Here is a 12,969-nt window from a genome sequence, read left to right on the forward strand (position 1 = left end):
TTCAACTTGTATTGAAAAGGTTGGGCGGGATCGGCCCGTCTCGTCGAGCCTGCAATTCTCGCCGCGCGCTCAGAGCCCGGCCGCGCGGGTGACCCGCGCGAACCGGCTCGCCGGCCCGCACGCGTCGCGTACGGCGGCGACGTCGTCGATGACGTCGATGTCGGCCAGCCGCCGCACGGGCGTCACGTCTACGCCGTTGTCGCGCAACGCCTTCGACGTCAACTCGCCGGTGTCGGGCCGGGACATCGGCACGCCGCGCAGGCATTCGGCAATCGCCGGCGCTGCGACCCCCAGCACCCACCAGCCGCCGTCGTCGGCCAGCCCCAGGACGGCCGGGGATTGCAGGAGGCTGCGCGCGCAGTCGCCCAGCAGCTCGGCGGTGACCTGCGGGGTGTCCATCCCGATCTGCAGGACCGGCTGCCCGTCGGCCGCGTCGGCGTGGGCGTTGGCGAGCCGGTCGGCGAAGTCGTCCCCGCGCTGGGCGATCACGGTGAAGGTCTCGAGCCGCCGCCCGATCTCGGCGGCGCCGGCCGCCGCGCCGAGGTCGCCGGTGAGGGCCACCACCCGCGCCGCCACCGGCGCCGCGGCCACGGCGTCCAGCGTGTCCAGCAGCGCGGCGGCGGCGATGTCGGCGGCCACCCGGTCACCGACCGTCGCCGCCAGGCGCGTCTTGGCCCGGCCGAGCTCCGGTGCCTTGGCGACTACCAGGACGGTCACCGGCAGGACGCTCACGAGATCACCTTCCAGAAGTCCAGGATCGCGGTGATGCTGCCCCGCAGCGAACCGCTGACCTTCGACTTGCCGCCGGTGCGCGGGCCGTAGCTGACGTCGAGTTCGACCACGCGCCAGCCGGCCGCGGCGGCCCGGACGAGCAGTTCGAGCGGGTAGCCCGATCGCCGGTCGGTGACGCCGAGGTTGAGCAGCGCTTCGCGCCGGGCGACGCGCATCGGTGCGATGTCGTGCACCGGCAGGCCGTGGCGGGTGCGCAGCCGCCAGCTCATCACCACGGTGCCCACCCGGGCAACCCACGGCCAGTGCAGCCCCGGCACCGGCCGGCGCCGGCCGGTCACCATGTCGGCGCCGCGGTCGAGCGCGGCGACGAGCCGGGGCAGGTCGCCGGGGTCCATGGAGCCGTCGGCGTCGATTACCGCGACGATCGGGGTGGTCGCGGCCACCACGCCGGCGTGCACGGCCGACCCGTAGCCGGGCCGCGGCTCGGCGACCACGCGGGCGCCGTAACGGGTTGCCACCGCGGCGGTTTGGTCGGTGCTGTTGTTGTCGACCACCAGCGCCCGATAGCCCGCGGGGATGGCCGCCAGCACCCCCGGCAGCGACTCCTCCTCGTTGAGGCAGGGCAGCACCACTGTCACCGGGTCGTCGGGCATGCGCCGGCCCCGCTCAGTGATGGGTGGTGACCGGCGGCGGCTTCGGGGTCACCGGTTGCTGTGGGGTCACGGGCGCCTGCGTGTGTGGAATGGTCTGCTGCGTCTGGGGTTGCGTCGGTGGCGGCGCCTGCGTGACCTTCGGCGCCTGCGTCGTCACCGGCGCCTGCGTGATCTTCGGCGCCTGCGTCGTCGTCACCGGCGCCTGCGTGGTCGTCACCGGCGCCTGCGTGGTCGTCACCGGCGCCTGCGTCGTCGTCACCGGCGGCTGCGTCGTGGTCGACGGCGGCTGCGTTGTCGTGGGCGGCGTCGTCGTCGAGGGCGGCTCCGTTGTGGTCGTCGTTGGTGGTGTCGTGGTCGTCGGGGGCGTCGTGGTCGTCGGGGGCGTCGTGGTCGTCGGCGGCGTCGTGGTTGTGGTCGGCGGTGTGTACGTCGGGGGCGTGTACGGCGGGTAGTACGGCGGGCGCCAGCCCGGGTACGGAACGATGACCGGAACGGGCAGCGGCATGCCCGGGTCCGGGTTCGGCACCAAACCGGGAACGGGCGCCGGGGCGACCGGGGCAGAACCGGGGGACGCCAGCTGCGGCGGAATGTAGCCGTTGGCGTCCGGGATGATGCCCCCCTGGAAACCCGCGTTGGGCAAATCGGGCGGCGGCGGTGGCACCGGCGCCTGCTGCTGCGTCGGCAACAGGGGCATGAACTTGCCCGGGGCGGCGTTCTGGTGGCCCACCACCGGCTGCGTGCTCGCGGTCGGCCGAATGGCGATGGCCACCGCGGCGGCCAGCGTCGCGAATCCGACGACCGCGAAGGCGATGACGGCGTTGCCGAGCACCAACGAGCGCCTGCTGAGCGGCATCCGACCGGTCACCGCCGCGTCCACCGGCTCCTCGGGGTAGTCGCCGTACTCGTCGACCTCGCCGGCGAACGGGTCGGCGTCCCCGGCCTGCGAGTACGCCAGCTGCGGTTCCTCCGCGCCCGAGCCGGCCAGCTCGGACGTCGGGGCGATGCCCGTCGCTTCCCCGGCGACCGCGGTCGCGGGGGCCATCGCCGTCGCATCCCCGAGTCCCCCCAGCGCGGGGGCCATCGACGTCGCCGCGCCCGCGGTGACGGGGGGCTGGGGCGTGCTGGGCGCCAACCCCGCCGCCAGCGCCGCACCGCGCGCGAACGCGAAGTCGGGCCGCTCGAGCACCTCCACCCGCAGCCGCGATCGAGCGCGAATCCGTTCGGCGAGGCTGGTCAGCTCTTCCAGCGTGCCCAGCAGGTACGCGGCGCTGACCGCGAACGGCGCGGACTGCAGCCAGTCCAGCAGCATGTCCGACGCCGCTGCGACGGCGTCCACGCCCTGCAGGGCGGCGGTGGCCAACACGTCCGCCACGCCGGTGCCCAGCGCGATCAGCGTCGCCGCCTCGGCGGTGACCACGAGCGCGACGGCGCCGGGCATCGCGACACCACGGAACACCGTCCGCAGCAGCGCCGTCAAGGCGTCGGGCTGGGAAACCACCCCGACGTCGGGGACCCCGGCGCCGGCCAGCGCCTGGCGAAGCGCTTCCGCCTGCGCGGGATCCGGCGAATACAGCCGGGTGGCGACCAGATGGCGGCCCTCGGCGGCCAGCGCCTGCTGCACCCCGGCGGCCGTCTGGATCAACGTTTCGAACGGCTCGACGGGCAGCTCGACCACCAGGTGCTTGATCGCCGCATAGCCGCCCCCGACGGGCCCGACGAGAGCCAGACGGGCGACGGAACCGGCGACCGCGATGCCGAGCACCGCGTCCATCGCCCCGAGCCGTCGCGAGGTGAGGCCGACGGGACCGGTCTGGGCGTCGTCGTCCTCGGGTTCGGTCAGCCATTCCATTGGGAGCAGGTCGGATTCGCCGGCCATCGAGTACGCCAGGTCGGATCCCACCTGGCCGGCCGGGGGCATCCCCTGGACCGCCGGCGCCATCGCCGTGGCGTCCCCCGCCGACCCGACCGCCGGCGCCATCGCCGTCGCGTCCCCCGCCGACGCGACCGCCGGCGCCATCGCCGTCGCTTCCCCGGCGAGCCCGGCCGACATCGCCGCGCCGCGGGCCAGCGCGACGGTGGGGTCGTCGTCGGGCGGCAGCTGCGCGCCCACCCCGGCCAGCGCCTCCGATTCCGACAGCACGGCGACGTTCTGGACGCCGGAGTCCTCCAGCGCCCGCCGCAGCCGCTCGGCCCACTGCCGATCCGACCAGCACAGCCGCGTGGCGAGCAGCCGGTGGTTCTCCTCGGCCAGCAACCGATTCGTCCCGACCACCGTCTCGGTCAGTTTCTCGATCGGGCGATCGGCAAGGTCAACGACGGACTCGTCGATCAGATCGGCGCCCCCGGCGCCCGAACCGACCAGCGCCAAGCGGGCACGGGGACCTGTGACCGCGACCCCCAGCACGACGTCCATCCCGACTCTCCTTCGGCCGGCTACCCCACAGCCAGCATGTCCCGGCATCATTACACTGCGATACCGTCGGCGGTAACAGTCATTTGGGCGACGAGGTTTTCGGTGTTCGCCTGTGAGCGCAGCGTAACCGCGTGGCGGTCACCGCGGAAACGCACACGCTCTCACCACTGCCGCGTCGCCCGAACGGAGATTATGTTTCCAAGTAAGCAACGCGGTCGGTGCGGCAGGGGGTTCCCCCGCCTCGCAACCAAAGTTGCGCCGCCAGAAGCCGTCCTCGACACCCGGGGGGAACCGTGAGTCAGAGCAGCGACGACGCCCCGACCGGCCCGATCGGTGCCCGGACGCGGCAAGCGACGCCACCCCCGCCCGCGCGGCCCGGCCGGCGTTCGAACGTCGCCGTCGATCTGACCGCGGCCGCCATGCTGGTCGTGGCGCCGCTGCTGCCGTGGAACCTGTATTTCGGCTTGGGCATCGAGGGCAGCAACAAGCCGCTGCTGGCGGTGCTGTTCGTGGTGACGCTGCTGTCCCTCGCGTCGATCGCGCTCGCCGGTGCCTGGAGGTCTTCGAGCCCGCGGTTCAATCCCGCGCTGGCGGGCCGACTTCGGCTGGCGCTCAACGCCCCCTACGCACTGCTGGTCGTCGGCTTCGTCGCGTTCGACGTGTTCGAGACCGTCCGATTCGGTGGCAGCGTGAACGTGCCCGGCGGTGTCGGGCCGGGGGCGTGGCTGGGCGTCGCCGGCGCGCTGCTGAGCGCGCGACCGGTGACCGGCGACGCCGACCAGCACCCGAGACCGGTGCGGATCATCGGCTACGCGTCGATGGCGGGGGCGGCGCTGAGCTTTTGCTTCAACCTGTTCTGGCGGCTCAAGTACGCGCTCCACGACGCGGGCGGTTCGTCCGGCTTCGGCAAGCAGAACATCGCGGTCATCGCCACGGCGCTGGTGTACGGCGTGGTGGCGCTGGTCGCCGTCCTGGTCGGGTCGAGGTGGCTGCTGCGCAGCACCAGGGCGTCCCGGCTGGCGACCGTGGCGCTCGGGGTCTCGACGCTGATCGCCGGGATCCTGGTCTGGATCCTGCCGTCCGGCCGCGACATCGACGCGTTCCACGGCATCGCGCAGAACACGTCGACGGCGGGGGTGGGCTTCGAGGGCTACCTGGCGTGGGCGGCGGCCGCGGCCATCTTCGCGCCCGCCGCGTTGCTGGCCCGCCGTGACGCGTCGGCGAAGGAAGAGAACGCCTGGCGCGCGGCGGCCCGAAACGGGTTGCTGCTCATCATCATTTGGTGCCTGGGGTCGATGCTCATGCGCGTCACCGACCTGGCCGTCGCCGTGACCCTGAACTACCCGTTCTCCCGCTACGACAGCATGGTGCTGGCCGCCTTCGACCTGGCGACCGCGGTGCTTGCGATCTGGCTGCGCATCAACCTGGGCAACGACGCCGTCTCCCCCAGGCTGATCTCGTCCCTGTGCGGACTCGTTGCGACACTGAGCATTTCCCGCGTCGTCGTGGGCGTCGTGCTGGCGCCGCGGTTCGAACAGGCGCCCAACGCCCCCGCGCCGAACCCGGTCTACGGAAACAATCTCGCCCAACAGATCACCAGCACCTTCGACGTCGCGCTGTGCGTGCTGGCTCTGTGCATCCTCGTGGCGGCGATCGTCACCGGTCAACTCGGGGCGCGACGCGCGCGACGGCAGCGGCGTCGTCCCGCCCACACCCGCGGCGGCCCGGCCGGCACCCACCCGGGCCCCGGCGCGCCGACGACGCGCATCCCGGTGGGCCAGCCGGCCCCGCCGTCAGCCGCGGCGACGACGCGGATCCCGGTCGGCGGCGCGACGCGGCAGCTCGCCGGTTCGCCGCGGATCTTCCGGGGCGACGACTCGGCGACCCGGCAGATCCCGGTCCAGAAGCCCCGGATCTTCCGGCCGCCGCAGGGTTAACGCAAAGGCGCGAAGGCGAATTCGCGCAGGCCCTCGCGCGGGTCGACGGCCGCGCGGAACCCCAACAGCTCGGTGGCCCGGGCCGGGTCGGCGACGATGTGGCGCACGTCGCCGCTGCGGTACTGTCCCGTCACCACCGGGGCGACCGAACCGTCCCGCGCCTCGCACAGCGCGGTGGCGACATCCAGGATCGAGATGGGCCGCCCGGAGCAGACGTTGACGGCGGTGAAGCCCTGAAGATCGGACACCGCGGCGGCCACGTTGGCCGCGGCGACGTCATCGACGTGCACGAAATCCCGCATCTGCCCGCCGTCCTCGAAAACCCTTGGCGGCTCGCCCTTTTCCAGCGACGACCGGAAGATCGCGGCCACCCCGGAGTACGGGGTGTCGCGCGGCATCCCCGGCCCGTAGACGTTGTGGTAGCGCAGCGCCACCACCGAGCCGCCCGTCGCCTCCGACCACGCCAGCGCGTAATGCTCCTGCGCGGTCTTGCTGGCCGCGTACAGGCTGCGCGGTCGCAGCGCGGCATCCTCGTCGACCAGCCGCCACGTCACATCGAGCCCGCATGCGGGGCAATGATTTTCGAAGATCCCGGCGTCCAGGTCGGCGCGCCGGCGCGGCGGCGGGTCGACGAGGCCGTGCTCGGGGCAGGCGTAGTGGCCCTGACCGTAGACCACCATCGACGAGGCCAGCACCAGGCGGCGCACGCCGGCGGCGAACATCCGCGCCAACAGCACCGTGGTGGCGAAGTCGTTGTGACCGCCATAGGCGGGCGCGTCGGCCGCGTCGACGCCGGCGCCGACCATCGCGGCCTGATGACACACCAGGTCCACGCCGTCCAACAGCGGGGCGAGCGCGTCGCCGTCGCGGACGTCGACGCGTCGGCATCCCTGCGGCAGCACGGGATTCGGGCCGTGCGCCGCGGGCAGCAGCGCGTCGACGCCGATCACCTCGTGGCCCGCCGCCCGCAGCGCCGTGTCCACCCGCGACCCGATGAAGCCGGCCGCCCCGGTCAGCAACACCCTCATGGCAGCTCCACCGGCAGGGTCACGCCGGTGTGCGGCCGGCAGTGCGCGCAGTCGCGCTCCGCGGCGACCCGGCCGATCGCCGCGCGGACCAGCTCCTTGAACGGCCCCGTGTTCTTCTCGAATTCGGCGAACACGTCGACGGCCTTCACGCCCTCCCCGGCGCGCACGCCGGCGTCCAGGTCGGTCACCAACGCGATTGCGGAATAACATATCTCGAGCTCTCGGGCCAGCACGGCCTCCGGATAGCCGGTCATGTTGACCAGGTGAAACCCGGCCGACGCGAACCAGCGGCTCTCGGCCCGGGTGGAGAACCGCGGCCCCTGGATCACCACCATGGTGCCGCCGTCGACGACGTCGGGCAGGCCGGTGACCGCGGCCCGCAGCGTCGGACAGTAGGGGTCGGCGAAGTCGACGTGGACGGCGCCGGAGTCGAAGTAGGTGTCGGGGCGGCCGGTCGTGCGATCCACCAGCTGATCGGGCACCACCACCGCGCCCGGGCCGTTGTCGGGGTTCAGGCTGCCGACGGCGCACGGGCCGAAGACCCGTCGCACACCGAGCTTGCGCAGCGCCCACATGTTGGCCCGGTACGGCACGGTGTGCGCCGAGAACTGGTGGGTCGCGCCGTGCCGGGGCAGGAAGGCGACCTCGTGGCCGCCGACGGCGCCGAGGGTGACCGCCGCGCTGGGCGGTCCGTACGGGGTGTCGACGTCGATGTTGCGGACGGGCGAGTCGAAGAACGTGTAGAAGCCGCTGCCGCCGATGACTCCGAGCATCCGACCATTGTGGTGCATGAGGCAGGATGACTTGGTGGCCAGTTTCGCGCAGTGGGTCGAAGGTGCCCGGCCCCGGACGCTACCCAACGCGGTGGCGCCGGTCGTGGCGGGCACCGGCGCCGCGGCGTGGCTGGGATCCGCGGTGTGGTGGAAGGCGCTGCTGGCGCTGGCCGTGGCGCTGGCGCTGATCGTCGGCGTCAACTACGCCAACGACTACTCCGACGGCATCCGCGGCACCGACGACGAGCGCGCCGGCCCGGTGCGGTTGGTGGGCTCGCGACTGGCCGCCCCGCGTGCGGTGCTGACTGCGGCGGTGACGAGCCTATCGGTGGGCGCGGTCGCCGGGCTGGCGCTGGCGCTGCTGAGCGCGCCGTGGCTGATCGCGGTCGGCGCGGCCTGCATCGCCGGCGCGTGGCTGTACACGGGAGGCTCAAAGCCGTACGGCTACGCGGGTTTTGGCGAGCTCGCGGTGTTCGTGTTCTTCGGCCTGGTCGCCGTGCTGGGCACCGAGTACACCCAGGCGTTGCGGGTGGACTGGGTCGGGGGCGTGCTGGCGGTGTCGATCGGCGCGCTGTCGTCGTCGGTCCTGGTGGCCAACAACCTGCGCGACATCCCCACCGACGCGCAGTCCGGCAAGATCACCCTGGCCGTCCGCCTGGGCGATGCGCGCACCCGCATCCTGTATCAGGTTTTGCTGGCGACCGCCGGCATCGCCACCCTGGTGCTCATGGCCGCGACGCCCTGGTGCGCCATGGGGCTGCTGGCCACGCCGCTGGCGCTGCGTGCGCTCGCCCCGGTGCGCTCCGGCCGCGGCGGCCGCGAACTGATCCCGGTGCTGCGCGACACCGGGCTGGCGATGGCGGTGTGGGCGATCGCGATGGCGACCGCGCTGGCGCTCGCGCATTGAGTGTGTGCTCAGGGTTTTCCGTGAGAGCTGGCGGCGGGATCTGGGCGATTTCCCCGCCCCCGACGCACACGCAGCGCCCACGATGCACAACCGAGCTACCCGTCAGGTCCTTCATCCTGAAGGGGCTCCTCGCCGCGCAACCGGGCCTGCAGCTGTTCACGTTCGCGGCGCCGGCGTTCGCCGGCTATCGCGAGCGACGCGGTGGCGCGCCGGCGCAGCGGGCCGAACAGCCAGATGCCCAACGGCATCGCGATGATCAGAGCGAACAACACCGCGATCACGACGGGGAACTGGGCGATCCCCAGCAATCGCGCGAGGCCGTAGATGACGCCGCTCAGCGCGGCCACCAGCGCCAGCCGCGCCGCCGCGTACAGCAAAACGTCGACGACTACCCGATTTCGCGGGCGCTGCTCGGTGCTGCTGTCGCTCGGCCCTTCTGACACACCACGAGCCTACGGCCCGCGTATATTCGCTCGGAGGAGGTGTTGAGTGCTCTACCTGCTACTCGTTCTGATTCTGGGAACGCTGATCTACGTCGGCTGGCGCGCGGCGCGGTCTCAGGCCCACCGGCCGAAGACACGCGTCATCGGACCGGACGACGATCCCGACTTCTTGCGCCGGTTAGGCCACGGGGACAACCCCCGCTAGTCCCTCCTAAACCAGACCCGGGTTGCGCTGGTCACCGGGGAACCCGTCGGCGACGACGGCCGCCAGCTCGGTGAGCGCTTCGCGGGTCTCGCGCCGCAGCCGGTCCAGCTCGATCTCGGCGCCCTCTTCGAGGTGCGGGTCGAACGGGATCAGCCGCACCGCGCGGCAGCGGCGCGAGAAGTGGTCGACCACCTTGTTCATATCGACCTTGCCGGTGCGCGGGCGCACCGCGTTGATGACCGCGATCGAATTGCGGACCAGCTCCTCATGCCCGTGGGCGTCCAGCCAGTCCAGGGTCGCCGAGGCGCTGCGCGCGCCGTCGATCGATCCCGACGCGACGACCAGCAGCACGTCGGCCCTCTCCAGCACCGACGACATCACCGAGTGCAGCAGCCCGGGACCGCAGTCGGTGAGCACCAGGCCGTAGAACCGCTCCAGGATCTCCAGGACGCGGCTGTAGTCCTCCGCGCCGAACGCGTCGGAGATGGCCGGGTCGGTTTCCGACGCCAGCACCTCCAGGCCGCTCGGGCCCTTCGAGGTGTACCGGCGGACGTCGCTGTAGCGCTCGATGGTTCCGGCGTCGTGCAGCAACTGGCGCACCGTCGCCGCCGTCTCCAGCGGAATCTTCTGGCTCAGGGTGCCGCGGTCGGGGTTGGCGTCGACGGCCACCACGCGGTCACCGCGGATGGTCGCGAACGTCGACCCCAGCGTCGCGGTGATCGTGGTCTTGCCGACGCCGCCCTTCAGCGACAGCAGCGCGATCCGGTAGCAACCCCGCAGCGGCCGGTTGACCTGCGCCACCAGGTTGTTGTGACGCTGCGCCCGGGGGCTCTCGCCCAGGTTGATCAGGTGACCGGACAGGTCGTAGACCAGCCGGCGCCAACCCTCGGACGGCGGCGGCTTGACCGGGCGCAACAACATGCCGGTGGACAGCTCCGGATACGGCGTGTGCGGCAGGTGCTCGGGCCGGTACGGGGGCGCCTGGGCCGCCGGGACCTCAGAGGCTGGCGCCTCGGCGGGCCCGTTGTAGTAGGCCCCGAACGCGGTCGGGTCGACGCGCGGGATCCCCGTCACCGGCGTGGGATCCCAGGGCGGCATCCCGGCCGGCGCCGGACCCGCCGCCTGCCGCCGCTCGGGCCCCGGCACCCGGCGCTCGGTGCGGAAGCCCGCGAAGGCGCGGGTGGGTGCCTCGTCGCCCGCGGCCGGGGGCTCGGGGGGCGTCTGCGTGATCGGCGGCTCGGGCGCACCCACGCCGGTGGTTGGATGGTCGGACACGTGCACTCCCCCTGTTGTGTGTTACTCGGGTCGGTTGCTGACTGTCATCCCACGCCCGCATACGAATGCAGGCCCACGGTCACCAGGTTAACGAAGAACAAATTGAAGATCATGGCCACGAAACCCGCGACGTTGATCCAGGCCGCCTTCCTGTCCCGCCATCCGGCCGTCGACCGTGCGTGCAGATAGGCGGCGTATACCACCCAGGCGACGAACGAAACCGTCTCCTTGGGGTCCCAGCCCCAATACCGGCCCCACGCCTCTTCCGCCCAGATGGCGCCGAAGATGACCCCGAAACCGAACACCGGGAACGCGAAGATCGTGGTGCGGTAGGCCACGCGGTCCAGGGTCTGCGCGTCGGGGAACCGCCGAACCATTCGGGCCAACGCCCCCTCGGCGCCGGGCTCACCCAGCCGCGACGTGCGCAACAGGAACAGGATGCTGGCGATGCCCGCGACCATGAACACGCCGGAGCCCAGGCTGACCACCGACACGTGGATGGGCAGCCAGTAGGACTGCAGCGCGGGCATCACCGGCGCCGCGTTGGTGTAGAGCCAGCGTCCGGAAACGGTCAGCAGGATCAGCACCGGCAGCAGCAGGAAGACCCACAGCGGGCGATACTGCGGGCGCCGCAACACGACCGCGCCGGCGACCAGGCCGCAGAAGCACGTCAGGTTGATGAACTCGTACATGTTGCCCCACGGCACCCGCACGGTGGCCAGGCCGCGCAACACGATGCAGGCCAGCAACAGCCCGATGCCGAGGTAGACCACGGCCAGCCCGGCCCGACCGACGCGTTCGTCGAACGGCGGCGCCTCGGCGTCCTCCACGATGCCGGGGACGGAGCTGTCGGCGGCGACCGAGCCGGCCATTACCGCCGCGCGGTGCTCGGCGCGGCGGGCGCCGACGTAGGCGAGCTCGAAGGCCAGCAGCAGCAGCGCAACGACCAGCGCCACGATCGCCGACGTGAACGCCCAGTCCGAGTAGCGCGCCAGCGTGACGTTGACGTGCAGGGTGTTCATTTGACGTCCACCTGAGAACTCCTTCTGGACGCGGCGGTGTCGGGCTCGCCCAGTCCATCTAGCAACCGCTCGGTCAACCGCTCGAACTCGTCGCCCCACCCGGAGTTGTCGGTGCGCGCCAGCCCGCCCAATTCGACGTTCACCGTACCGGCCCCCGGACTGAGCCTGACCCACACCCTGCGGCGGCGCACCAGCAGCGACACCACCAGCCCGCCCATCATCGTCACCGCGAAGACGAGCACCCAGCTCTGGCCGGGATCGTGGGAGACCTGCAGGTTGACGAACGGCACGGCCCCGTCGAAGCGAACGACGGTGCCCGCGGCCGGGCCCGCCTCGAGCCGGACCTCCTGGCCGGCGCGCAGGTTGACCCGCTTCTCCTTGGTCAGCCGGCCCTGCTCGATCAGCCGGGGATCCAGCGTGAACAACGACTGCGGCCGCCCGGTGTCCAGGCCGGTGTCGCCGCGGTAGATGTCGACGGCCACGGCGGGGGCGTTGAGCGCCGGGAAGCGCGACGACAGCAGCGTGCCCTCGAGCTGCTCCGTCGGCGCCAGCAGGCCCTGGATCGCGATCTCGTGCTGGCGCCGCTCGGCCGCGTTCGGATAGCTGCCGGCGGGCGGGTCGATGCGCGCCACGCCCGAGCTCAGCAGGGTCTGCGGGTTGTCGGGCCGCCATTGCACGGTCGACGTGCGCGACTGCCCGTCCGGGAAGGTCACGGTGAAGGTGGGCGCGTAGCCGTGGCCCTGCAGGTACACCCGGTCGCCGCCGACGCGCAGCGGGTGGTTGACCTCCAGCAGGTAGTGCCGCCAGCTGTTGGCCGCCAGGTCGCCGCCGTTCTGGTAGTCGATGTCCGCGGCGAACGAGGTGGCCTGCCCCGACGGCAGGTAGTGCGCGGCAAAGTCGTTGACCCGGATGCAAATCGGGTGCAGCGACGTGCCGTCGACGGTGTTGCCGGCGCGAAACGAGTCGAACGCCGCCGGCGAGGCGGAGCAGAAGCCGGGGCCGCCGTCGGCGATGACGATGACGTTGCCCTCGTAGCCGAACAGCTTGCCGACGGCCACCGCGACCAGCAGGCCCAGCAACGAGAAGTGAAAGACGATGTTGCCGAACTCGCGCAGGTAGCCCTTCTCCGCGGATACCTCGACAACTTCGCCCTCGTGCCGGATGGCCGTGCGCCAGCCGCGCAGCCGGCCGGCGATCGTGTTCCCCAGGGCGTTGAGGTCCGCCGGGTCGCCGGCGACCTCGGCGGCGGCGTGCTTGGGCAGCCGGGCCAGGTTGCGCGGGGCCGCCACCGGCGTGGCGCGCAGGCTGCGCGCGTGCTCGATCATCCGTGGGGTCAGGCAGCCGACCAGGGAGACGAACAGCAGCACGTAGATGGCGGTGAACCAGAAGCTGGAGAACACGTCGAAGGCCTGCAGCCGGTTCAGCCAGGGGCCGATCACCTTGTGGGTGGCCAGGTATTCGTCGACCTTGCCGGCGTTGAGGCTGCGCTGCGGCAGCAGCGCGCCGGGTATCGCGCCCAGCGCGAGCAGGAACAGCAGCACCAGCGCGGTGCCCATCGACGTCAGCGCGCGCCAGGTGTTG

12 protein-coding genes are annotated in these 12,969 nt (G+C 72.1%); 3 read left to right on the forward strand and 9 right to left on the reverse strand.

Annotated features, from left to right (window positions below; translation table 11 throughout):
• Nucleotides 1-69: 69 nt before the first annotated feature.
• From AC5Y2S_RS11180 to AC5Y2S_RS11190, 3 genes are read right to left on the reverse strand one after another with little or no spacing between them, the layout of a single operon-like run.
• Nucleotides 70-732, reverse strand: coding sequence for a TIGR04282 family arsenosugar biosynthesis glycosyltransferase (locus tag AC5Y2S_RS11180; protein WP_499956221.1), 663 nt, complete (start codon nt 730-732; stop codon nt 70-72).
• Nucleotides 729-1,385, reverse strand: coding sequence for a glycosyltransferase family 2 protein (locus tag AC5Y2S_RS11185; protein WP_499956222.1), 657 nt, complete (start codon nt 1,383-1,385; stop codon nt 729-731). Before AC5Y2S_RS11185 ends, AC5Y2S_RS11180 begins: the two co-directional genes overlap by 4 nt.
• Before the next feature lie 13 nt (nt 1,386-1,398).
• Complete coding sequence (locus AC5Y2S_RS11190) at nt 1,399-3,798, reverse strand: DUF7159 family protein (RefSeq protein ID WP_499956223.1); 2,400 nt, start codon at nt 3,796-3,798, stop codon at nt 1,399-1,401.
• A gap of 329 nt (nt 3,799-4,127) precedes the next feature.
• On the opposite strand from AC5Y2S_RS11190, the gene AC5Y2S_RS11195 reads away from it, so the two are divergent.
• A complete protein-coding gene (locus AC5Y2S_RS11195; RefSeq protein ID WP_499956524.1) occupies nt 4,128-5,735 on the forward strand; it encodes a DUF7937 domain-containing protein in 1,608 nt (535 codons plus the stop codon).
• Here the strand turns inward: AC5Y2S_RS11195 and AC5Y2S_RS11200 are convergent.
• Together AC5Y2S_RS11200 and AC5Y2S_RS11205 are read right to left on the reverse strand one after the other, a co-directional pair.
• A complete protein-coding gene (locus AC5Y2S_RS11200) occupies nt 5,732-6,763 on the reverse strand; it encodes an NAD-dependent epimerase/dehydratase family protein (protein ID WP_499956224.1) in 1,032 nt (343 codons plus the stop codon). The genes AC5Y2S_RS11195 and AC5Y2S_RS11200 overlap by 4 nt on opposite strands.
• Entirely contained in the window at nt 6,760-7,536 is a 777-nt protein-coding gene (locus AC5Y2S_RS11205) for an S-methyl-5'-thioadenosine phosphorylase (protein ID WP_499956225.1), read from the reverse strand. Before AC5Y2S_RS11205 ends, AC5Y2S_RS11200 begins: the two co-directional genes overlap by 4 nt.
• Before the next feature lie 34 nt (nt 7,537-7,570).
• On the opposite strand from AC5Y2S_RS11205, the gene AC5Y2S_RS11210 reads away from it, so the two are divergent.
• Nucleotides 7,571-8,443: a 1,4-dihydroxy-2-naphthoate polyprenyltransferase gene (locus tag AC5Y2S_RS11210; protein WP_499956525.1), complete on the forward strand. Its 873-nt coding sequence runs from the start codon at nt 7,571-7,573 to the stop codon at nt 8,441-8,443.
• 95 nt (nt 8,444-8,538) lie between these two features.
• Here AC5Y2S_RS11210 and AC5Y2S_RS11215 read toward each other — a convergent pair whose 3' ends face one another.
• Complete coding sequence (locus AC5Y2S_RS11215; protein ID WP_499956226.1) at nt 8,539-8,886, reverse strand: DUF4229 domain-containing protein; 348 nt, start codon at nt 8,884-8,886, stop codon at nt 8,539-8,541.
• A gap of 46 nt (nt 8,887-8,932) precedes the next feature.
• On the opposite strand from AC5Y2S_RS11215, the gene AC5Y2S_RS11220 reads away from it, so the two are divergent.
• Nucleotides 8,933-9,091 (forward strand): hypothetical protein, encoded by a 159-nt coding sequence (locus AC5Y2S_RS11220; RefSeq protein WP_156764615.1) that lies wholly within the window; start codon nt 8,933-8,935, stop codon nt 9,089-9,091.
• A gap of 6 nt (nt 9,092-9,097) precedes the next feature.
• On the opposite strand, the gene AC5Y2S_RS11225 is transcribed toward AC5Y2S_RS11220, so the two are convergent.
• The 3 genes from AC5Y2S_RS11225 to AC5Y2S_RS11235 all read right to left on the reverse strand — a co-directional run bounded on the left by AC5Y2S_RS11225 (nt 9,098) and on the right by AC5Y2S_RS11235 (nt 12,944).
• Nucleotides 9,098-10,342: a MinD/ParA family ATP-binding protein gene (locus AC5Y2S_RS11225; protein ID WP_499956526.1), complete on the reverse strand. Its 1,245-nt coding sequence runs from the start codon at nt 10,340-10,342 to the stop codon at nt 9,098-9,100.
• A 68-nt stretch (nt 10,343-10,410) separates the two neighbouring features.
• Nucleotides 10,411-11,388 carry a c-type cytochrome biogenesis protein CcsB gene (ccsB, locus tag AC5Y2S_RS11230; RefSeq protein WP_499956227.1) on the reverse strand — a complete coding sequence of 326 codons (978 nt, stop codon included), beginning with the start codon at nt 11,386-11,388 and terminating at the stop codon, nt 10,411-10,413.
• Nucleotides 11,385-12,944: a cytochrome c biogenesis protein ResB gene (locus AC5Y2S_RS11235; protein WP_499956527.1), complete on the reverse strand. Its 1,560-nt coding sequence runs from the start codon at nt 12,942-12,944 to the stop codon at nt 11,385-11,387. The genes ccsB and AC5Y2S_RS11235 overlap by 4 nt, the downstream gene beginning before the upstream one ends.
• Nucleotides 12,945-12,969 lie beyond the last annotated feature (25 nt).

It is taken from the genome of Mycobacterium sp. NGS69 (assembly GCF_059812165.1).

Coding starts and splice junctions, on each gene's coding strand:
- AC5Y2S_RS11185 (WP_499956222.1), bottom strand. CDS start 1,385: ATGCCCGACGACCCGGTGACAGTGGTGCTGCCCTGCCTCAACGAGGAG.
- AC5Y2S_RS11190 (WP_499956223.1), bottom strand. CDS start 3,798: ATGGACGTCGTGCTGGGGGTCGCGGTCACAGGTCCCCGTGCCCGCTTG.
- AC5Y2S_RS11200 (WP_499956224.1), bottom strand. CDS start 6,763: ATGAGGGTGTTGCTGACCGGGGCGGCCGGCTTCATCGGGTCGCGGGTG.
- AC5Y2S_RS11205 (WP_499956225.1), bottom strand. CDS start 7,536: ATGCTCGGAGTCATCGGCGGCAGCGGCTTCTACACGTTCTTCGACTCG.
- ccsB (WP_499956227.1), bottom strand. CDS start 11,388: ATGAACACCCTGCACGTCAACGTCACGCTGGCGCGCTACTCGGACTGG.
- AC5Y2S_RS11235 (WP_499956527.1), bottom strand. CDS start 12,944: ATGGGCACCGCGCTGGTGCTGCTGTTCCTGCTCGCGCTGGGCGCGATA.